General features: G+C 69.2%; 15 protein-coding genes and 7 pseudogenes. 10 read left to right on the plus strand and 12 right to left on the minus strand.

What is annotated here, in order from left to right:
• The first annotated feature begins 172 nt into the window (after positions 1 to 172).
• Positions 173 to 889, plus strand: a complete 717-nt coding sequence (locus ACZ7KF_RS34175; RefSeq protein ID WP_471083989.1) for a hypothetical protein — start codon at positions 173 to 175, stop codon at positions 887 to 889.
• A gap of 42 nt (positions 890 to 931) precedes the next feature.
• On the opposite strand, the pseudogene ACZ7KF_RS34180 reads toward ACZ7KF_RS34175, so the two are convergent.
• The 3 genes and pseudogenes from ACZ7KF_RS34180 to ACZ7KF_RS34190 all read right to left on the minus strand — a co-directional run.
• Positions 932 to 1,357, minus strand: a pseudogene (locus ACZ7KF_RS34180) (IS5 family transposase); the annotation flags it as partial.
• Positions 1,327 to 1,656: pseudogene (locus ACZ7KF_RS34185) on the minus strand (putative RNA methyltransferase); the annotation flags it as partial. The pseudogenes ACZ7KF_RS34180 and ACZ7KF_RS34185, both read right to left, overlap by 31 nt.
• 178 nt (positions 1,657 to 1,834) lie before the next feature.
• Positions 1,835 to 2,443, minus strand: coding sequence for a transposase family protein (locus tag ACZ7KF_RS34190; protein WP_471083991.1), 609 nt, complete (start codon positions 2,441 to 2,443; stop codon positions 1,835 to 1,837).
• A 533-nt stretch (positions 2,444 to 2,976) separates the two neighbouring features.
• Between ACZ7KF_RS34190 and ACZ7KF_RS34195 the strand changes: the two genes are divergently transcribed.
• From ACZ7KF_RS34195 to ACZ7KF_RS34225, 7 genes and pseudogenes are all read left to right on the plus strand, one after another.
• The gene (locus tag ACZ7KF_RS34195) at positions 2,977 to 3,522 is read left to right on the plus strand and encodes a hypothetical protein (protein ID WP_471083993.1); all 546 of its coding nucleotides are present in this window, start codon (positions 2,977 to 2,979) and stop codon (positions 3,520 to 3,522) included.
• A gap of 612 nt (positions 3,523 to 4,134) precedes the next feature.
• A complete protein-coding gene (locus ACZ7KF_RS34200; protein WP_471083995.1) occupies positions 4,135 to 4,872 on the plus strand; it encodes an aldo-keto reductase family protein in 738 nt (245 codons plus the stop codon).
• 207 nt (positions 4,873 to 5,079) lie between these two features.
• Entirely contained in the window at positions 5,080 to 5,661 is a 582-nt protein-coding gene (locus ACZ7KF_RS34205) for a transposase (RefSeq protein ID WP_471083997.1), read from the plus strand.
• A gap of 308 nt (positions 5,662 to 5,969) precedes the next feature.
• A pseudogene (locus ACZ7KF_RS34210) lies at positions 5,970 to 6,206 on the plus strand (hypothetical protein); the annotation flags it as partial.
• A gap of 133 nt (positions 6,207 to 6,339) precedes the next feature.
• Positions 6,340 to 7,749, plus strand: a complete 1,410-nt coding sequence (locus ACZ7KF_RS34215) for a glycoside hydrolase family 16 protein (protein WP_471083999.1) — start codon at positions 6,340 to 6,342, stop codon at positions 7,747 to 7,749.
• A gap of 15 nt (positions 7,750 to 7,764) precedes the next feature.
• Positions 7,765 to 9,294 carry a glycoside hydrolase family 64 protein gene (locus ACZ7KF_RS34220; RefSeq protein WP_471084002.1) on the plus strand — a complete coding sequence of 510 codons (1,530 nt, stop codon included), beginning with the start codon at positions 7,765 to 7,767 and terminating at the stop codon, positions 9,292 to 9,294.
• Positions 9,295 to 10,059: 765 nt separating this feature from the next.
• Positions 10,060 to 11,499, plus strand: coding sequence for a serine/threonine-protein kinase (locus ACZ7KF_RS34225; RefSeq protein WP_471084005.1), 1,440 nt, complete (start codon positions 10,060 to 10,062; stop codon positions 11,497 to 11,499).
• A 247-nt stretch (positions 11,500 to 11,746) separates the two neighbouring features.
• Here the strand turns inward: ACZ7KF_RS34225 and ACZ7KF_RS34230 are convergent, their stop codons facing one another.
• The 7 genes and pseudogenes from ACZ7KF_RS34230 to ACZ7KF_RS34260 form a co-directional block, all read right to left on the minus strand.
• The gene (locus ACZ7KF_RS34230; RefSeq protein WP_471084007.1) at positions 11,747 to 12,097 is read right to left on the minus strand and encodes a hypothetical protein; all 351 of its coding nucleotides are present in this window, start codon (positions 12,095 to 12,097) and stop codon (positions 11,747 to 11,749) included.
• Between the two features lie 315 nt (positions 12,098 to 12,412).
• Positions 12,413 to 12,982 (minus strand): DUF4232 domain-containing protein, encoded by a 570-nt coding sequence (locus ACZ7KF_RS34235; RefSeq protein ID WP_471084010.1) that lies wholly within the window; start codon positions 12,980 to 12,982, stop codon positions 12,413 to 12,415.
• A gap of 854 nt (positions 12,983 to 13,836) precedes the next feature.
• Positions 13,837 to 14,145: a GFA family protein gene (locus ACZ7KF_RS34240; RefSeq protein ID WP_471084013.1), complete on the minus strand. Its 309-nt coding sequence runs from the start codon at positions 14,143 to 14,145 to the stop codon at positions 13,837 to 13,839.
• 308 nt (positions 14,146 to 14,453) lie between these two features.
• Positions 14,454 to 14,804: an antibiotic biosynthesis monooxygenase family protein gene (locus ACZ7KF_RS34245; RefSeq protein WP_362267588.1), complete on the minus strand. Its 351-nt coding sequence runs from the start codon at positions 14,802 to 14,804 to the stop codon at positions 14,454 to 14,456.
• Positions 14,805 to 14,934: 130 nt separating this feature from the next.
• Positions 14,935 to 15,724: pseudogene (locus tag ACZ7KF_RS34250) on the minus strand (PIG-L deacetylase family protein).
• 734 nt (positions 15,725 to 16,458) lie between these two features.
• Positions 16,459 to 16,650 (minus strand): annotated as a pseudogene (locus ACZ7KF_RS34255) (class I SAM-dependent methyltransferase); the annotation flags it as partial.
• 155 nt (positions 16,651 to 16,805) lie between these two features.
• Positions 16,806 to 17,443: pseudogene (locus ACZ7KF_RS34260) on the minus strand (ATP-binding cassette domain-containing protein); the annotation flags it as partial.
• Here ACZ7KF_RS34260 and ACZ7KF_RS34265 point away from each other — a divergent pair.
• Positions 17,409 to 17,763 (plus strand): annotated as a pseudogene (locus ACZ7KF_RS34265) (ATP-binding protein); the annotation flags it as partial. The pseudogenes ACZ7KF_RS34260 and ACZ7KF_RS34265 overlap by 35 nt on opposite strands.
• 49 nt (positions 17,764 to 17,812) lie before the next feature.
• On the plus strand, positions 17,813 to 18,316 hold the full coding sequence (locus ACZ7KF_RS34270; protein WP_471084016.1) for a hypothetical protein: 504 nt from the start codon (positions 17,813 to 17,815) through the stop codon (positions 18,314 to 18,316).
• A gap of 12 nt (positions 18,317 to 18,328) precedes the next feature.
• Here the strand turns inward: ACZ7KF_RS34270 and ACZ7KF_RS34275 are convergent, their stop codons facing one another.
• Positions 18,329 to 18,853, minus strand: a complete 525-nt coding sequence (locus ACZ7KF_RS34275) for a hypothetical protein (RefSeq protein WP_471084019.1) — start codon at positions 18,851 to 18,853, stop codon at positions 18,329 to 18,331.
• The gene (locus tag ACZ7KF_RS34280) at positions 18,853 to 19,314 is read right to left on the minus strand and encodes a hypothetical protein (protein ID WP_471084022.1); all 462 of its coding nucleotides are present in this window, start codon (positions 19,312 to 19,314) and stop codon (positions 18,853 to 18,855) included. Before ACZ7KF_RS34280 ends, ACZ7KF_RS34275 begins: the two co-directional genes overlap by 1 nt.
• Positions 19,315 to 19,646: the final 332 nt, after the last annotated feature.

Here is a 19,646-nt window from a genome sequence, read left to right on the forward strand (position 1 = left end):
TCTGTCCAGAATCCCGCCCCAATCGGAAACACTGGGGTCGGGCCGTGGCTTCGAACCTGCGAATCGGGGCAGTTGCTCCACACTGTCGGTACATGCGCCGAGGGGCCCACAACCGTGCCGATGCAGCGCGTGTGCCAGATGGCCGGCAGAGGCGAACAGGAGAGGAGGGACCGTGACCCGCACGCGAGCGGATGCCCGCACCCGGCACCCCCGCCACGAGCGCAGAGGAGAAGCCCGGCTGCCCGCAGTGATCGCGACGCTCGCGGCCATCGCCCTCTACCTCGCCCTGCCCCAACGGCTTCTGCTCGCCCCGCGCTACGTGCTGCCAGCGCTGGAGTTCCTCCTCCTCGTCCCGCTCGTCGCGATCAACCCAAAGCGACTGACCCGCCAGACGAAAACATTCCGCGCACTGTCATTGACCCTGGTCGCTGTCATCGCGGCGAGCAACCTCGTCGCACTGGGACTGCTCATCCACGAGCTCCTCTACGCGGGTGTGAAGGACGGCCGCGGCCTGCTCGTCGCCGCACTGCAGGTCTGGCTCACCAACATCATCGTCTTCGGACTGGCCTACTGGGAGCTGGACCGGGGTGGTCCCGTCAGCCGCACTCAGGCACCCCGCGCCGCACTGCCCCTGGCCGACTTCCGCTTCTCACAGGACGAGAACGACGACGCTGTCGAGGAGGTTGCCGACGGCGCCAGCCGTGCATCGGACTGGGTGCCCACGTTGACGGACTACCTGTACGTGTCCGTCACCAACTCCACGGCCTTCAGCCCGACCGACACCATGCCGCTGTCCACCCGCGCCAAGCTCCTGATGAGCATCCAAAGTGTCTCCGCCCTGCTCACCTCGCTGCTGGTCATCGCCCGGGCCGTCAGTGTCCTTCATTGAATTCAGCCCGCCCCGGGCACGACGGCGCCTGGGCCGTGTCTCTCAACCTCGTAGCCAGGCGATGACCGCCGCCAGCAGTGCTGCGGAGCGATAGACGCTCGCGAGTTTGTCGTAGCGGGTTGCCAGGCCCCGCCACTGCTTGAGCAGGCTGAATGATCGTTCCACGACATTCCTGCGCTTGTAGGTGTCGGTGTCCAGGACGCGGGGTCGTCCGCCGCTGCGGCCCTTTCTCTTTCGGTTGGCCTGCTGATCGGCGCGCTCGGGAATCACGGTGCGGATGCCACGGGCCGCGAGGTCTGCGCGCACATGCTTGGAGGAGTACGCCTTATCTGCGAGTAGAGCGTCCGGTGTGGTGCGCGGCCTGCCGCGGCCGAGTCGCGGCACCCGGATGTCGCTCAGCAAGACGGGGAGGACCTGCGCGTCGTGGACCTGGCCCGGAGTGACCACGACGGCCAGCATCCCACGTCCACAACCGTGGCCGGCTCAGACACGGCGCCGGCCGTCAGGCGGGCCCCGACTTTGCGGATGGGCGCGTAGGCGCCGGTGGACAGGAATCGGTCCCGGGCCTGGACCATGGCTGAATCGTCGCCGCTGGTGGCGCGGGTGCCCGTCAGCAGGCTGGCGTACCCGTGGCGGGCGATGTCGAAGGTATGGCCTACCAGGCAGCGCAGTGCACCGCGGTCGGGCTGCAGGTGGCGCGTGCGGCACGTTGGGCAGCACAGCAGGTCGAGGGACAGTGCGAGGGCAGGGGGAAGCGACACAGACACGAGGCACTCCTGGCAAGGGTGACGGAAAGAGACCGTGCCTGCACGCGCGCTCACTGCCTCAGAAAGGAACGGGCAGCGTCGGGAGCGTGGTTCACGAAGCAGGCACACCAAGGAGGGCGACGCCGTCCGGCATCGTCCTCAGCGCCTTCCGATCACAGGAAGCAGCAGTGCGGGGTGCTCATGAATGCCACGTCATGATTCTACGAGCATCGTCGAAGCCCCGATTCCTCAACGGAGTTGGGAGACACGACCTAGCCCCGAAGACGTCGGCCAGCCGGGCGCCGGCTCGGCCGGCCACCGCGAGGCCGACCTCGGCCAGCGCCGACCGCATTCGTTCGGTCCGCTGGCTGTGTCGGCGGGTCAGGCCCGTGACCTGCTCGACGAACGTCCGCCGCCCGCATGAGGCGTCCTCGCACGTGAACCGCCGGACCAGCAGCCGCAGCACCACCCGCCGTCCTGCCACGGGAAGATCGGCGGGAAACCGCAGATAGGAGCCGTGCACCCGCACCGACCAGCTTTCGTGGCCCGGGCAGCAAGCCTTGGTCGTCCGGGATCTGACACCGATCCGGATCACGTCGCTCGCCGTCGTCCTGCACCGACACGACCCTGATCTCCGAAGCCGACAGGACGGAAACGCTGCCTCCAGCGGCCACCAGGCCCGTCGCGACGGCCGCTGGCACGGACCTGTCGTGGAGAACATGAGGCCGCCCATGACAAGGCCGATGATGACAGCCGTCAGGAACACCACGGCGGCGTGCACCGACAGCAGCGGGGTCTCCGACGGCATCCCTGCGCTGGCCGGGCCGGGCCGGGCCGGGTCGGGTCGGGCGGGTATGGGAGGGCGTGTGCGGGTCCCGAGACATCCGGAGTCTCCTACGTGCGATGTGCCGGTCTGGTGTCGGTGGGTGGTGTCAGTGACGGCACATCAGAGCTGGGTGTTTTCGATGGTCAGGTGTCGAGGAAGGGTGGGGCCACTGCCGTGGGGCGGTATCTGTTGCGGCGTGGCTGTCAGGGGGCGGCCGCCCCGCTCCGTTCCACTGCCTTGAGAACGGCACTTCTGATCCTTCCGAGGGCTGCGCGGCGGCACGGTGGTCCGTGTCGGTCTTGCGCGGGCGGAAGGGGGCGGGGCGGGGGAGTCGGGCGCGTGGGGTGAGGTCCCGGCGGGGTTGAGGGTGTTCAGACCGGTGCTCTCCGGCGCCCAGCGGGCTGCGATCCGTCATAGCCCGATCATCGCGGCGGGTCGTCGAATTCCTTGACGTCTAATTGACCGGTTCTCGCCTCGCACCCCGAATGTTGCCGCGCCACTATAGTGCGGCGCCAATGAGCTTGCAGGAGGGAATGAAATCGATGGGATTACGCCTTCCCGTTTTGGCATCCGCGGCCGGTCTGACGGCACTGGGAGGACTGCTCCTGATGCCGGGGCCCGCCTCGGCCGCAGTACCGGCGACTGCGACACCCGCTGTGCAGGCCTACGAGTGGGACACAGCGGTGTCGGGCGGCACCCCACCTCAGGACTGTCTCGCCAACGCCATTTCCAGGACGGGCTCTGAGGCCTGCTTCGCGCGTTACGGCGACGTTCTGTGGGTAAAGGACACCAGCGCCGACGGCCACTCGGCCACCAACTCCTGGGACAATTACCTGGCCGATTCGAGCGGTAACTGGAAACTTTATCGCCAGGGCTCATGCGTGAACAAGCTGGGTTCCGGTCAATGGGGTCACTGCAACAAGGACTTCTATGAGAACTCCTCTGCCAATGCCTACGGAGGCAGGGGCAGCTCAGTCGACTACGCAGCATGCGTTTACGACTCGGCGGACGGTACCTGGCACGGCTGCACCGGGTCGCTCTCCATGCTGAACGATCAGTAGAGCACCTGCCTCACCACCTCCCCCGTAGCGCGGCCGGCACCGATTCGAGGAGCCACGGCCAGGACCTCGTCCGACGCGTCGGGCAGGAATCAGTGGCCCGGGTCGCTCAAGGCCCAGGTGCAACGCAGTGCTGCTGCCCGGGCTCCCTCCCCGTCGAGAGCCGCGGCCGCCGCGGCCGACGGCTCGGTTCCTCGACCGGTGCCTCTGCTCGCCGGGGCGGGACAGTCGGTTGCCGGAGGTGGGCGGGCAGCAGGGCGTGGGAGGCGGCGCGTCCCCGCTGGGTGGTGGCGGTGGTGGCGGTGGTGTCGGCGATGCGTAGCAGGTAGCCGGCGACGTCGCGGACGCCGGCGAACCAGCCGTCCTCGAACTGCTGCTCCGCCCCGCGCCCAGGGGGCTGCTCTCGGAGATCCAGGTGCGGGCGCCGACCACCGCCCCGGCCTCCAGCTTCGACACGATGTCGTCGGCCTGCTCGTGTCCGATTCCGGCGGCGTCCATGGCCTGGAAGACCGTGAACCGAGCGTCGGTGGCCTCGTGCTGGTGGTGGCTGATGCGGGCCGGCTCCTGGCCGTACGCGTCGGCGCCCGGCTGATCGGTGCTCACGTGGTGCCTCCCTTGTCTGTTCCGTCGCTGAACGTCTCCACCAAGACGGGGTACTTCACCGCGGCCACCGGCACCGACGCCGTGAACGACGGTGTCCTCGACCAGGACCAGGCCGCCGCCGGGCACAGCCTGGCCCCCGACTACGTGCGCTGGCAGACCGGCCGCAACCGCGAGCAGCTCGGGTGCGACCGCCTGGACCTGGTCCTGCCGTACAACCCCGAGCGCGCCTACCCTGGCGACCGCCCCGCCCTGCACCGCGTGATCCGGGACGCCTTCGCCGTCCGGGAGGATGAGGTCGCGGCTGGGCATGTGGCGGGGTACGGCGTCGCGACGTGGGCGGGTCTGGAGGAGGAGGCGTTCACGGTGGGGGAGCTGCTCGCCCTGGCCGCCGAAGCCGCCGGCGGACAGCACCACCTGGCCGCCGTCCAGCTGCCGGTCAGCCTGGTGATGATGACGCCGATCGCGCAGGCCCTCCACGGCCGGGGCCCGCTCCTGGCCGCCGCCGGGGCGGGATGGGCGGCACGGCCGCGGCCGGGGGCCGGGCGCACTCAGCCGGTTGCGCGGCGGCCGGGCCCGCCGCGCCGCACCCGCCTTCGGCCCGGCGGCCGGGCCGGGACGGAAGTCGCCGGAACCTGGTGCTGTCCGCCGGGCGCTGACTGCCTGACGCTGTCGGGGATCTTGGAATCCGGTATGTCTGAGCAGGGTGAGCGCTCTACCCGAGCGATGTGTTCGTCCTGGTCAGATGCCTGATCGACCCGTCGGCCGACCGCCGGATAGTCCCTTGTGGGCATGGTGACCGTTGGGCGAACGGAACGTTCGTGGTTGGTGATGCCCGTGTTGCTGCGGTGCCGGGTGGGGTGTTGGCGGTTCACTCGTTTGTGGAGAGCGCCCCGAGATCAGCGGACTCGGCTGCCGGTGCGAAGGCACGGTTGGGCCCCGCGACTTCGGAGGTCCGAGATGTGCGTTCGCTCCCGTACCGGCTGTGTGGTTCCCGAGCTGACGGTGCGGGTGGCGCGGGCGCGCAACCCGCGCGGCACCACGGCCATGGCCATCCGTGACCACCTCAACGGCCTGTGGAGTGATGAGGACTTCGAGGAGTGGTATCCCAGGGACGGCAAGTCGGGCCTGTCACCTGCTCAGTTGGCGACGGTGTCCGTGTTGCAGTTCCTGCTGGGACTGTCCGACCGGCAGGCTGCCGAGTCCGTACGCAACCGCATCGACTTCAAGTACGCCTTGGGCGTGGAGCTGGAGGACCCCGGGTTCCACCACAGCGTTCTCACCGACTTCCGCGCGCGCCTGGCCGTGGAGGGCCGAACCGACAAGCTGCTGGACCTCGCGCCAGAGAAGATCCGGGCCGTCGGCCTGGTCCGCGAGCGCGGCCGGCGGCGCACCGACTCCACCCACGTCCTGGCCGCGGTCCGCGACCTGAACCGCCTGGAGCTGGTGACCGAGGCCATGCGAGCCGCCCTGGAGGAACTCGCCCGCCGGGCGCCGCACGAGCTGGTCGCGCTGGTGAACGAAGAGTGGGCCAAGCGCTAGGGACGCGCGGCCCGGCTCGGGAAGAACCCGTCCAAGCCGAAGACCCGGATCAAGGAGACCGGCGAGGACGCACGCCTGCTCCCGCGCTACGTCCACCGCTACCTACCCGCCCTCCGCGACGGCGAGCAGGTCCAGGCCCTGCGGCAGATCTTCGTGCAGAATTACGTCCTCGACGCCCAGGACCGGCCGAAATGGCGCGAACCCGAGGAGCCCGGCTGCCTTCCTTGGGTGAGGAGGTCGTAGATGCGGGCACCGTCGGGCTGGCGCACCTGCGGGTGGAGCAGCGAGTCTGCGGCCACCACGGTGTCGGACACGAGAACACCAGCCACGGCTGCGTCGGCCTGCACGACGCCAAGGGCGCGAACGACAGCTCCGTGGCGGGCTACAGGTTCTACGAAAGCTCGATGCTCGGCGACGTGGTGATCGTGAAGAACTCGGGCGAGAGGACCGTGGACCCGTCGAACGGCCTGAACGGCCGGAACCTGTCCTGGGCGGACTGGAAGGACGGCAGCGCGCTCCAGCCCGTTTGCGCCTTCACCGGGTGAACTCCCCTGCGCCGGAAAGACTTTCTTTGTTTTAACTCTTGACGGTCGGAGGGTGCGAGAGCACAGTGATCGCGCCTTGAGAGCGCTCTCAAGAGCACCCGCGCACATCCCTCCGTACCCGAGAGGCCTCCCCATGAGCGCAACCTCCGGCATACCCACACGGCGCCCCCTCGGGCGGGCGCTCGTCGCCGTGCTCGGCACACTCGGCCTGGCCGCAGCCGTCGCCACGGCCGCCGCCCTCCCCGCGGACGCGTCCGCCCCCACCCCACCGTCCGGCTGGTCCCAGGTCTTCCTCGACGACTTCGACGGGCCCGCCGGATCGGGCATCAACACGGCCAACTGGCAGTACACGACGGGCACGAGCTACCCCGGCGGGCCCGCCGGCTTCGGCACCGGGGAGGTCGAGACGATGACCTCCAGCACCAGCAACGTCTCGCTCGACGGTGCCGGAAACCTCAGGATCACCCCACGGCGCGACACCGCGGGCAACTGGACGTCCGGCCGTGTCGAGACGAACCGCTCCGACTTCCAGCCGCCCGCCGGCGGCAAGCTGCGCGTCGAGGCCCGCCTCCAGATGCCGAACGTGACCGGCGCCGCCGCCAAGGGTTACTGGCCGGCCTTCTGGATGCTGGGCGCCCCCTACCGCGGCAACTGGTGGAACTGGCCCGGCGTGGGCGAACTGGACATCATGGAGAACGTCCAGGGCATCAACAACGAGTGGGCCACGATGCACTGCGGCACCAGCCCGGGCGGCCCCTGCAACGAGAAGTCCGGCATCGGCGGCCAGAAGGCCTGCGCGGGCACGACCTGCCAGGGCGGCTTCCACACCTACGCCGTCGAGTGGGACAGGTCGACCAGCCCCGAGGAGATGCGCTTCTACCTCGACGGCGTCAACTTCCACACGGTCAGGCAGAATCAGGTCGACGCGACGACCTGGGCCAACGCCACGAACCACGGCTACTTCATCATCCTGAACGTCGCGATGGGCGGCGAGTTCCCGGCGGCCTTCGGTGGCGGGCCCGACGGCGGCACCGACCCTGGTCACCCGCTCGTGGTCGACTACGTCCAGGTGCTCCGGTCGGCCGGCGGCGGCACCACCCCGCCGCCCACGACCCCACCGCCGTCCGGCAACCGTGACGCGTACAGCGCGATCCAGGCCGAGTCGTACGACGGCCAGGCCGGCGTCGGCACCGAGACCACCACCGACACGGGCGGCGGCCAGAACATCAGCACGCTCGCGAACGGCGACTACGCGCTGTACAAGGGCGTCGACTTCGGTTCCACGGCGGCCAGGCAGTTCTACGGCCGGGTCGCGAGCGGCGCGGCGGGCGGTGTCAGCGGACTGGTCGAGGTGCGCCTCGACAGCCGTACGAGCGCGCCGATCGGCAGCTTCGCGGTGGCCGACACCGGCGGCTGGCAGGCCTGGCGGACGGTGCCCGCGAACATCAGCTCCGTCACTGGAACGCACGACGTCTATCTGACCTTCACCAGCGGGCAGCCGGCCGACTTCGTGAACGTCAACTGGTTCGACTTCAGCCACTGACAAGGGAGTCGACCGATGACCACACACTCCGCGGCCAGGTCCGGAGCGCTCGGCCCCGGGGCCGGGCGGCTGGTGACGGCCGTCCTGACCGCCCTCCTCACGGTGCTGGCACTCGGCCTGGCCGGGGCGGCGCCCGCGAGGGCCGCCGCCGACTACACCCAAGGGGTCACCCCGGCAGGCACCGGCTCGGTCCAGATCTGGTTCAAGCCGGCCGCACCCGCATCCCTTGTCGATGTGCACTACCTGTCGCCGACCGCCGGACAGCAGAACTTCCGGATGACGAACAACGCGGGCACCTGGCAGCAGAGCGTCAGCGGCCTGCCGGGCGGCTTCACACTGGAGTACTGGTTCACGTACGAGAAGAGCGGCCCGCTCTACGACACCCCGCACTTCGCCTACACCGTCGGCAGCGGAGGCGGAGGTGACGGCGGTGGCGGCGGTACCGGCAGCTTCCCGATCTCGTTCCAGAACAACACCCGTGGCACGTACGGGAACTCACAGATCTACGTCACCGTGCTCGGCCAGGTGACGCCCGGTCAGTGGTCGTACATGAAGTCCGACGGGACGATGACGCACATCAATCACCTGGACGCCACCGCGCCCGGCCACCTGACCAAGAACGGCGTGAACTACCCGAACATGTCGTTCACGCTGGCCCAGTCGGGCGGCTCGGTGCCTTCACCCACATCGATCCGCGGCGGACGGATCTACGTGTCCCTCGGCTCCCCGCTGTACATCCCGGTGTCCCCGGACGACCAGGGCTGGGGCGGCCCCGACCTGCGCAATCCGAACGACCCCAACACGGACGTCTACTACGACTGGTACGAGTACACGTACGTCTTCGGACAGGTGTCCTTCGGCGGCAACACCACGCAGGTCGACCAGTTCGGCTTCCCGATGACCTCGCGGCTGACGCAGATCTCCAGCGGCTACGACACCACGCGGGGCATCACGCTGACCCGCGCCCAGGTCATGTCGCAGTACGCCGCCTCGGTGGGCGCGGCCTTCAGACCGCTGCAGAACACGTACCGTATCGTCGCCCCGCGCTCCTCCAGCCTCTTCCTCGCGGGCGGCTCCCAGGCGAACTACCTCCAGGCGTACGTCGATCAGACCTGGTCCTACTACGCCGCCCACCCCTTCAAGCTCACCCGGCTCGGTGAGACCTTCTCGGGACAGGTCTCCGGGAACACCCTCACCTTCACCAAGAACGGCGCCGGTCCCTACACACTGGCCAAGCCGTCCTCCCCGGACGTCGTGGCCTGCGCGGGCGCGCTGGCCTCGGGCAGCGACCCGGAGAAGCAACTCGGCGCGGAGTTCTGCGCCGCGTTCAACCGGGGCGTGGCCCTCGACACCTCGGTCTGGTACACCCCGTCCGCCTACTACACCGCAGGCATCAAGAACGACTACGCCGCCTTCCTGCACACCGTCGGTCTCGACAAGCGTGCCTATGCCTTCCCCTACGACGACATCAACGACCAGTCGTCGGTGCAGATCCTGGGCAACGCGAACCCGCCGACCGGGCTGACGCTCGGCATCGGCTGGTGATCCACAGGTACTGAAGAGGGGGCGGGCCTTGATGCCCGCCCCTTCGGCACACGGCGGCTTCACCGGGTGAACTCCACTGAGAAACAAGGAGGGCGAGATGCACCATGTTGACGGCCCACCGGCTACCGGACCCTTGGGAGCGCTGGCCCGAGGCAGCGAACCGCCGGCACACGCCGCCCCACCGCGGGGGAAGTACTCACCCGAAAGCGAGTAGCAAGGGTCACCTCGTGCTCCTTCGACGCGGCGGACGCCGCCTGGTCCGGGCCGCCGCCACGGCCGAGGTGCACACCGAGCGCTGACGTCGCCAGGCTCAGTACGGCGCCTGCGCTCATGCGATCCGGAAGTCGTGATGTGCGGTCACACCGACCTAAGAGCCGCCGACCACCGTGACCAGAACCACGACGCCGCCCGTGGCCGAGATCTGGCGGGCAGAGTTGACCAGCGACCCGGTCACCGCCCGGTGCACCGTCAGGGCGTGCACACCACCAGCCACCAGAGTGCCCAGGGCAGGCCGGTCAACAACTGGCTGGGCAGCAGGCCACGTCTCACCGCCGACCGTGCACGAGCTCGATGGCCCTGTTCGCGGACCCTTGCTGATGCGGTGCAGGCATCGGACGTGCGTGACCTACGAGCGCACCGACAGACTCAGCGGTGGGGCCGCGGAAAGTGATGCAGGGGTACTCCGGCACCACCTGGGTACGCGGGTGCGGCACCACCTTGGAGGCGCACCTGTGGGCAGTACCTGGGGAAGCAGTAGGAGATGACATGAGGCTGCACCAGTCGGCTTTGACGCCGTTCCGGTGTTCCGCACCAGTGCTGGGCGGACGGTACCGCCTGGACGCGGTCATCGGCTCGGGTGGCGCCGGCGACGTCCACCGTGGCTTCGACCTGCGTCTGAAACGACCGGTGGCCGTCAAGGTCTTTCGTGCCGGTACCGGTGGTGACACGGAGGACGGCTTCCACAACGAGGCCGTGATCCTTGCCCGGTTGCGGCACCCCGGGCTGGTCACCGTCTACGATGCCGGCCGGCATGACGGGCGTGCCCATCTGGTGATGGAGCTGATCGAAGGCCCTACGTTGAAGGCGCGCATCGCCGCGGGCCCCCTGACGTCCAGGGAAACCGCTGCCCTCGGAGCCGACCTCGCACGTGCCCTGGCCCACGCTCACGAAGCAGGGATCGTTCACCGCGACGTGAAACCCTCGAACATCATTCTGGACGCGTCCGGCCGCCCCCACCTGACCGACTTCGGTATCTCCCGGCTCCTGGACGCCACCACCTGTACCACTACCGGCACACTCGTCGGCACGGCCGCCTATCTGTCTCCCGAGCAGGTGCTCGGCCAGTCCGTCGGCCCGTCCGCCGATGTCTACGCCCTCGGGCTGGTGCTCCTCGAATGCGTCACGAGCCGACTCGAATACGACGGTGCTCCCTTGGAGGCCGCAATCGCGCGGCTCCACCGGCAGCCCGGAATGCCCGACTCCCTACCGGAGGAGTTCGCTGCCCTGCTGGTGAACATGACCGCCCTGGACGCGCAGGCCCGACCATCAGCCCCCGACTGCGCCCGGACGCTGGCCGCCCTGGCCGGCGCGATCGGTCCCAGGCCCGTCCCACCCCCGGCCAACATCACCAGCCAGGTGCCCCGACAGGCTCCGGTGCGGGCTGACTTCACGCACCCGCACGCGTCGTACGCCACCAGCACGGCCGCATCAAAGGCCGCGCCCGCGCGCGGACGTCGCCTGGTCGCCGGTACGGCCGCCGTGCTGGCGGCTGCCGTGGCCTCCACTCTTGCCGTATCCGACGGCACTTCGCATCACATGGCGGCACGGGCGGTGAGCAGCCCCTCCGCGAAAGCCGACACACCAGGCGCCTCCGCTCTCAGCGACGAGGAGGGCTCTGCCCCTGCCAAACCCTCCAGCCGCGACCTCCCCTCCGGACAACTGCGCGACCCCGGTACCGATCAGGCCTCCGGCTCTGCCCCCGCTGTCTCGAACCAGGAGCCCGCTGCCGACATAGGCGCCCACGGCACCACGGCCCCACCCGTACACAACACCGGACAAGGCACACCAGGCAGTGGAGTCGCCGCAACGCCCGACACGGCATCGCGTGGCAAGAAGAAAGCGCACCCTCACAACAAGCGATCGAACAAGTCCCGTCACGCCGAAGAGCTTCGTCACAAGCAGGCCCGGCAGAAGAACGCCGACTAGAAGGCTCATGAAGATCTTGGTGAGGGGCTGTCCGGCCCGAGGCGTACTCCCGGGCCGAGGCCACCACTGCGGACCCGTCCACGAACACCTCCGCCCTGCCGGGATCGTCCCCGTCACTGCGAGGGTGGAGCACCCTGCGGACCCCTGTTGCCGAGAGCCGGATACCGTCACGCGAAAGGGTGGCAACCCGTCTCAAACTATCTGGTCGACGCAGGCCAGGGGAGTCCTGACCGCTCCCGGGCCATCGTCAGGGCCGGAGTTGCCTTGCCTGCGTGTCGAAGCAGTTGAGGCCCATTGACGAAGCAACCCCCGCCGCGCAGGCAGATGCCTCCACCGCCATGCTCCAGCGCATGGGGAAGTAGATCAGCGGGCCGCGGGCCTCCCTGATCAACGGACCGGTCGACCACGGCGAGATGTCGTCCTCGTCCTCGGTGAGATCCGGCCACCGTTCCATGAGCGCAGAGACGAAGGCCGCTATTCGCTCCACCGGGGGAACCGCAGGCTCCTGCGTGTCGATGTACCGGTCGTACAGATCGGTGAAGCACCGGGCCGCAGCGGCGTCATCCGCCGGCCGCTCGCCCTCCCACGGCAAGGTCATACCTCATGGGCGCAGCCTGCCACCCCTCACCGACAGCAGCACCAACGGACCAGATCGCCTGAGCCGGGACAGGGGATACGGCAACCGGGAGCAGCAGGTGGGTCGTGTCCCGTGCCACTGGATCTTGACCGTTTGCCCTCGGATTTCGACGGACGCGAGTTGTGTCATCGGAGTTTGAACACCGCAGGTCAGCGACTCGGCGCACCGAAGGTGCGCCGAGTCGCTGACCTGCACTTATGTGCAGTTCCTCGTAAACGTTCAGGTCAGAGCCTTGCGATCGTCGTGCAGGCTGCTCGATCTGTGGGGACGGTGGGGTCAGGAAGGCTTGACCGCCGAGACCGGGGTGGCGGTCACCTTGTTGTCGCACTCGGCCCACACCCCGTCGTTCAGGGCGACCTGGTGCTTCCCGGAGTGCGGCAGCCCGATGACCATCGTCGGATAGGTCACCGGGTCCTTGCCCGACACGCAGTAGCCGTCGGCCTCCCCCTGGACCTGGACGAAGGTCAGCTTCACCCACGCCTTGCCGTGCGGCCGGACCGTCACGGTGGCCGCCCTGCCGGTGGGGGTGACCTTGAGCGGGGTGTTGTGGGCGGGGGAGCCGTTGCCGGCGCCCGCGACCGTCGGATGCCCCTTCAGGACGCACGTCCTCCGGGAGACGTTGGTGAACTGCACGACCGCCGCCCCGGTCCCGGTCCCGACGGGCCGGTGGACGGCCTGCCAGGCGCTGACCTGGAGGGCGGAGGCCGGGCAGGCGGGCGGCGGGGTGGAGGTGGTGGTGCTCGCCGCCATGGCGGTGCCGGGCAGGATACCGGTCACCGCCGCCGCGACGGCCGTGACCGCCGTCGTCGCCAGAGCCGCCCTGCGAATGCCGTTGCTGTGACGCATGCTGTCGTCCCCCTGAGTCGTCTCGTCCGCGGGTTTCGGTCGTCGGTTGTTGCCCCGCGGTACGCGTGGTCGTGGTACGTGAGTGCAGACAGGGCGGGAGAGCGGCAGGGTTCCGTGCGACGACTATTGTGACGGAACGGTGACGACAGGCTGCACCCGTGCAGATGGCCGTCAGGGCAGACAGAAACACCTCCAGCGCGCCACGGGTTTTACCACGCCCCCGGCGCGCACCGAAGGTGCGCTGAGTCGCTGACCTGCGGTGATCACACTCCGATGACACAAACTCGCGTCCTCAAAGTCCGATGGCAAACGGTCAAGATCCAGTGGCACGGGACACTCGCGCCAGGGTCATGCGCTGTGTCCTGCCGCCGCTGGGCAGGGTGGGGTCGGGCGTACCGGTGTGAAGGCTGATCTTGCTGCCGGTGAGGGTGCCGGTGGTGGCGGGATCGGGGTCGCAGTCCAAAGCCCATCAGGAGCAGCACGGTCAGGGACATGGCGGCGAGGAGCCAGGTGAAGGCGCGGGAGGCGCGCAGGCCGTAGCCGGACAGCAGCCAGTACCCCCACAGCAGGCGGCGTTCACCATGCGTGGTACCGGCCAGGTCGTGGCGGCGCATGTCGCATTCACCGTAGTAGAAGTCGGCGGCGCCGGGTTCGTTCTTGCCGTCCTCGAACGCTTTGCGCAGCTGCGGGTACAGCGCAGCGACGTCTTCCGGGTCGGGGGTACGGGCGGAGTCGGGATGGTGCGGTCCGGGACGCCACAGACGGGTATCTGGCAGCGCACCTGCTGTGGGAACAGGTTGGCCGGAGGTGTGGGCGCGCCAGTGGTGTCCGTCTTCATCAGGCTCCTTGGGGTGTCAGCAGGTTCCGCTCCGGCGCGCGTCCGGCGCCGAGGTCTCGTTGCTGTCGGGTGCCGGGGCCGGCGCGAGGGTGATGCGCATCCAGGGCGCGGCGTTCTCGCGGTAGGAGTGGCCAAGCGGTTCGATGCCGCTCTGGTCGTTGAGGCTGAAGCCGGTCACCATGACCGTGCTGGAGCCGTCGGCCACGGACACCAGATGCGTGCCGCAGCCGGGACAGAAGCCGCGGCGGAGGGTGGGGTAGGTCCGGTACCACTTCGGCTCGCCGCCGGGCCGGGTCCAGATCAGAGAGTCCAGGGGGAATCCCACCCACAGCACCGCGGGCCCGCCGGAAATCCGCGTCTCACGGACACAAGAACACAGTTCCCTGTCAAGTCCATGTGTTCACTTCGTGCGCCTCCTCTGTGGTGGCGTGCGATGGTGGCCTCGAAGGAGTGGGACGGCCACCAACGGTTCGGACGAGCAGCTCCTGCCAGGTCGACTGAGCCTCGTTCACCGGCGCGATGTAGGCCACTTCGATGTAATTGATGAACCTGTGTGTTTTCGTCGCCGAGCATGGTTTCGATGCAGGAGCCGCTTCCAGAACCCGCGGATCTCGTCCGCTTCGCTCCCTGCGGTCATGCGCCGCCCCGCTCGAAGCCGTGGCTGTGCTCGACCTTGGCGATGTGCAGGGAGTACCGCTCGTACCAGTGCTCGCGCCCGTACGCCTTGGCGGCCTGGTGCTCGGTGTGGTTGCGCCATTCCTCTATCCCGGCCAGATCCCGGAAGTAGGCGACGGTGACGGAGAGCCCGCCGGGCGTGCGGGCGGAGTCCTCGCCGAGGAACCCGGGAACCTCCTTCACCAGCTCGCCCATGCGCTGGGCGGTCTCGCCGTATCCGCCGTCCGCCTCGGTGCGCAGGGAGGTGAAGACGACGGCGTAGTAGGGCGGCTCATGGGCCGCGACAGGTACAACGCGTTGGTCGCTCATGTCGTTCACGATCGTCCCGGGCCCGACCCCTCGTCCACCCTCCTTGCCGAAAGGGACCCACAAGGGATCCAATTCTTGACCCGAAGCAGCGCCGTGCCCGCGGATTCGATAGGGGTGGGGCGCGGGCCAGTCAGGCGATGAGCCGGTGAGGGTCGCCCGGCGCGGGGGCCGGGGAGAGCCGGGTGAAGAACTCGGTGTGGATGATCTTGTTGCGTTCGACTTCGGGCAGGCAGGCGAGGAGGCCGGGCGAAGGCCCTACGCGGGCAACCTCGCTGCGGTGGGCGAGGATCGCGCGCCACTTCAGCGCGGCCCACGGGGAGACATCGACGGTCGCGGGTCACGTACGCGTCCGGCACGGCGAGGACCGTCTTGTCCACGCTCTGAAGGAGCGGGCCGAGCAGGTCCACACCGGACTGCGGGTGCGTGGCCGCGTACAGGGCCGCCGGCTGCCAGGGCTGACCGGCGTCGGGATACAGGCGCGGCAGGCCGGCGGCTTCGATGGCGAGGAGCGTGATCTGGTGGGCGCGCCGGTGGTCCGGGTGCCCGGTGAGCTGGCCCAGGGCGTCGTGGCCGACCACGATGTCGGGCTGGAATGCGCGGATGTGAGCGACCAGGCGGCCGACGGCCTCGTCCAGGGGCGCGTCGACGAGGCGTGCGGCGCCGCCAGGGGCGGAGGCGGGGTTGCGGGCATCGGCGTGGCCGAGCAGCCGCGGGGCGCCGGCCCCCAAGGTGTCGAGCGCATCGGCGAGTTCGGGGATGCGGTGGGTGTCGGCCGTCCAGGTGGCGGTGACGACCGCAGTGCGGGCGCCCGCGGCAGCGTGCTGGGCGAGGACTCCGCCAGCGAGCAGGGCTTCGTCGTCCGGGGGGGCCAGAACGGTAAGAAGCGAAGGAGCAGGCGCATCCGGGAGAGGAGGGGTCACGGTGGTGGAGCCTTCCGGTCGAACGCGGGTGGGCGTGGCCGCCGGGCTACGCGCGGGCGGGGGTCTCGTACCGCTGGGAGTGGGCGGGCGGGTGGTCGAGCGGCAGCTCCGGCCTCCAGAAGGCCAGGTACTGGGCGCTTGGTACGAACAGCGGGGCGGGCAGGCCGTCCAGGGGCCAGAACCGCCAGGAGCCGATGGCCAGCCGAGGATGCCCCAGTCCCACCGGACCAGCTCGGGCAGCTTTAGTCCTCGCGCGAGTTGGTGGTTTGCGTAGGTGTTCCAGATCGCGACGGTGTCCTGCTCGGTGGTCACCGGTCCCTCCATCAGATCGCGGGGCGGGAGTCAGGGGCGCAGGGCGTAGCAGCGCAGGACGTCGAGGTCGGCGGTGTGGACGGCGGACCAGCCGGCGATGAGGAGTTCGGCCTGGGCCGGGGTGATCCCGAGGCCCTGCACGTGGGCGGTGGCGGGGCGGCGGCCGGGGATCTCGGTGACGACCCAGAAGGTCCCGCCCGGGGGCGAGGAGGTGGCGGACGCGGTTGAGGAAGGCCGCCTTGTCGTCGATCCACCGGTAGACGAGGCGGCAGGTGATGACCGCGTACGCCGGCTCCGGCAGGGAACTGAGGTCGTCGGTGGTGATGTCCATGCACTGCCACACCGGCGCGCGGCCGGGCCCGGGGTCCTGGGCTGCGGCGAGCGCGATGGCGGTCGGGGGAGCAGTCGATGCCGGTCGTGCGGTAGCCGAGTTCGGCGAGGCGTCGGGCGAGCGAGCCGTCGCCGCAGCCGATGTCGAGCGCCGGGCGGTCGCGGCCGGTGCCGAGATGGTGCATGAGCAGCCGGGTTTCGGTGTCGTGGAGCTGTCGGTAGCGGCGGCCCTGGGACCAGAGCGGCTCGCAGTAGGTCGCGGCTGCGGTGGACGCGGTGGTCATGACGGGGCTCCTTCACCGGCGGGAGGCACGGCCGCGCGGGCGGGGATCGTCCGCAGCGTGCGGATGGGGGAAGCCAGCAGCAGGACGACGGGGACGACGGGGAGGATCGCGCCGATAGCGAGGGTGGCCCGGACGATTCCTGTGCGGGCTGGAGATCACGCGGTGTCGCCCTCACGACCACCGGCGCGCTGCTGAAGTTCCCAGAGGGACCGGAAGAGGCCCGGCTTGCGGGTGAGCTGCGCGTAGGTCCCCTCCTGCACCAGGCGTCCCTGATCCAGCACAACGATCCGGTCGGCCACGGCGACGTTGGCGAGCCGGTGCGTGATCAACAGGATGGCCCGGTCCATAGCCAGCTCCCGCAGTCCCGTGCAGACGTGATGCTCAGCTCGTGCGTCCAGGGCGGCCGTGGGCTCGTCCATCACCAGCAGAGCCGCGTCGCGATGGAAGGCCCGAGTGAGCACCACGCACGCTGCCACTGCCCGCCGGACAGCTGCTGGCCACCGAACCACTCGGAGGTCAACAGGGTGTCGAGGCCGGACCGGAGAACGGGCAGCATGTCGGCGGCTCCGGACGCCTCACAGGCCATCAGGACGGCGGCGTCACTGCTGTCGCCCTGCCCGAAGGTGATGTTGTCCCGCAGGGGCAGCGGCAGGTAGGTGTACCGCTGCGGGGCCAGGGCGACGTGCTTCCACGCCGCCCAGGGCTCCATCTGGGCGGTGGTGGTGTGGTCCCAGCCCACCTCGCCGGTGGTGGGCAGGAGCAGGCTGGTCAACGAGCTGGTCGAGGCAGCCGACGAGAAGCAGCTGAACAAGACCATCGCCCGCTACGGCCGCGCCGACCAGCTCTGCATCGACGAACCCGGCTACACGGAACTCGACCGCCAAGGCGCCGAACTCCTCTTCCAGGTCCTGACCGAACGGCGAAGAGAAGAACAGCGTTGCGATCGCCTCGAACGAGTCGTTCGGTGGCTGGACGAAGACCTTCATCGACCCTCGCCTCTGCGCGGCCATCGTCGACCGGCTCACCTTCAACGGCACCATCATCGAGACCGGTACCGACTCCTACCGCCTCGCCAGCACCCGGGCACGAACCGAACAACCCGCAGCGGGCTGACTCCCTGAATCGCTGGACTGCTGGTCAGGGCACCTGTCAGGCTCCGCCTGTGGAGATTCTCGATGTCCTGACCAGCGTGGCGAAGACAGGTCGGCTGGGCCCGGTGTTCAGCGGGGCCGACTGGAACGATGTGACCGCAGCACTCGGCGAGCCGTGGGACATCGGAACAATGAGCCGGAACAGAAAGTGGCCGCGGCTCTTCGCCTACGGAGACCTTGAGCTGAGTGTCTGCCGCTGCCGCAAGGTTTCCCTTATCTGCGTCCAGACCTGGCGTGACGTCGTCGAACTCCCTCCGTCGGTTGTCGGGGGGACGGGCACCTTCCTGGCGGGGCTCAAGCACGCGGACGTCGTTTCCGCGTTGGACAGGGCCAGCTGTTCCTGGGAGCCGTATGCTCCGCTGACCTTCGGCAACCAGTGCTCGCTCACGGCGATCGCGTCAGGAGCGAACTTCACCTTCGAGATCCCCGAGGGCGAGGAACCTGTGCTGAACGTCATGGGCCTGCCCGGCGACGGACACGACTGCTCCGCACGGACCGCAGGCCAAGATCACTGACACGAAGCGCCGTCAAAACTCGTGAAGACCTATCGCCCCAGAGATCGCTAACCGCCGCTCAAACTGGTCCACAAACGCTGTCACTGAAGGTGAACAAAGCCATACAAGAACAACGACGGCAAGGACACCGACCAGAAAGACGTGGTCACGGCCCCACGGCAGACAGCCGGACCCCGAGCCCCGCAGCGGCGGGATCGGCGGGGCCTGCGTGCTGACCGTGGGCACCGCGGCGTACATGGTGCTGACCCGTGAGCGCCGGGAGCTGAGGCGTGAGTGGGTCGTCCCGCTGCACGAAGCCCTCCACCGGCCGCTCGGGCCGGCCGAGCAGACGATCCGCGCCGCCACCTCCTCATCCCGAAGGACCTCTCCGACGACGACGCGGAGATACGGATCGACCTGCCCAAGCACCCGGGACTTCTCCCGCGGCGTCGTCGCCGACCGCATCACCCAGAAGACCCGCAAGCCCCCGGCGAAGGCCCTCTTCAAGGGGCCCAAAGTCCTCGAGCTGGTGGCCAAGTTCCCGGAGTCCGCGCCCATCAAAGGACCTGCCGACGGTCACGCACCGCGACAACGTCGCCGGCATCCATGACCCCCTGGTCGGCCTCGGCTCCGAGCTGGAGCGCCGCACCGACCTCGACGATCTCGACGGTGTGCCGCGGCTGATGGTCGTGATCGACCGGGCCGACGACATGCTGCGGCACCTCGCCCGCTACTGGGAGACGTTCCGACAGGAGGACGACCCGTAGCGATCCCCGGCCATCGCCGCCCTCGAGGCCGTTCCGTACGAGGGGCGCGCGGCCCGCATCCACGTCATCTACGCCGGACCCGCCACCGTCGGCGGTCGCCTCATCCCCGGCGCCTGCGAGCAGTTCTCCACCGTCATCCTCGCCCAGGTCAGCGCCGGCATGTGGCAGCGGCTCGCCTCGATAGTCGACCCCGCCTCCAAGAGCAGCCCGCTCCCGGGCCGCGTTCACGTTGTCCAGGACGGCGACGCCCACCCCGCTCAGGTGCCGCTGATGACCGACGCCCAAGCCGCCGACTGGCTCACCACCACGGCGGCTGGGGAGATCTGACCCGCGTCCGGACACACCACGGGCCCCGGGGAGTGAAGGCATCCCCAGGGCCCGCTGTATGGAGTCACCCGACTCAACGACCCTACTGCCTCCGCGTCACGCGGCCGGCGACCGTCAGCGACGCCGCCGGATCAGAGCGGGGGGAACGTTGCCGCGGATCTGATGTACACCAGGACCATGAAGACCCAAGAAGCGTTCTGCGTGCGATGTGGCAGTGCCGACACCCGAGTTACCCGACTTGACGAAAACAGCGCGGA

This window comes from Streptomyces sp. NPDC038200 (assembly GCF_055600785.1).

Coding starts and splice junctions, on each gene's coding strand:
- ACZ7KF_RS34215 (WP_471083999.1), top strand. CDS start 6,340: ATGAGCGCAACCTCCGGCATACCCACACGGCGCCCCCTCGGGCGGGCG.
- ACZ7KF_RS34235 (WP_471084010.1), bottom strand. CDS start 12,982: ATGCGTCACAGCAACGGCATTCGCAGGGCGGCTCTGGCGACGACGGCG.
- ACZ7KF_RS34220 (WP_471084002.1), top strand. CDS start 7,765: ATGACCACACACTCCGCGGCCAGGTCCGGAGCGCTCGGCCCCGGGGCC.
- ACZ7KF_RS34205 (WP_471083997.1), top strand. CDS start 5,080: ATGTGCGTTCGCTCCCGTACCGGCTGTGTGGTTCCCGAGCTGACGGTG.
- ACZ7KF_RS34190 (WP_471083991.1), bottom strand. CDS start 2,443: ATGCCGTCGGAGACCCCGCTGCTGTCGGTGCACGCCGCCGTGGTGTTC.
- ACZ7KF_RS34195 (WP_471083993.1), top strand. CDS start 2,977: ATGAGCTTGCAGGAGGGAATGAAATCGATGGGATTACGCCTTCCCGTT.
- ACZ7KF_RS34225 (WP_471084005.1), top strand. CDS start 10,060: ATGAGGCTGCACCAGTCGGCTTTGACGCCGTTCCGGTGTTCCGCACCA.
- ACZ7KF_RS34230 (WP_471084007.1), bottom strand. CDS start 12,097: ATGACCTTGCCGTGGGAGGGCGAGCGGCCGGCGGATGACGCCGCTGCG.
- ACZ7KF_RS34275 (WP_471084019.1), bottom strand. CDS start 18,853: ATGGGCGCGGACTCCGGGAACTTGGCCACCAGCTCGAGGACTTTGGGC.
- ACZ7KF_RS34245 (WP_362267588.1), bottom strand. CDS start 14,804: ATGAGCGACCAACGCGTTGTACCTGTCGCGGCCCATGAGCCGCCCTAC.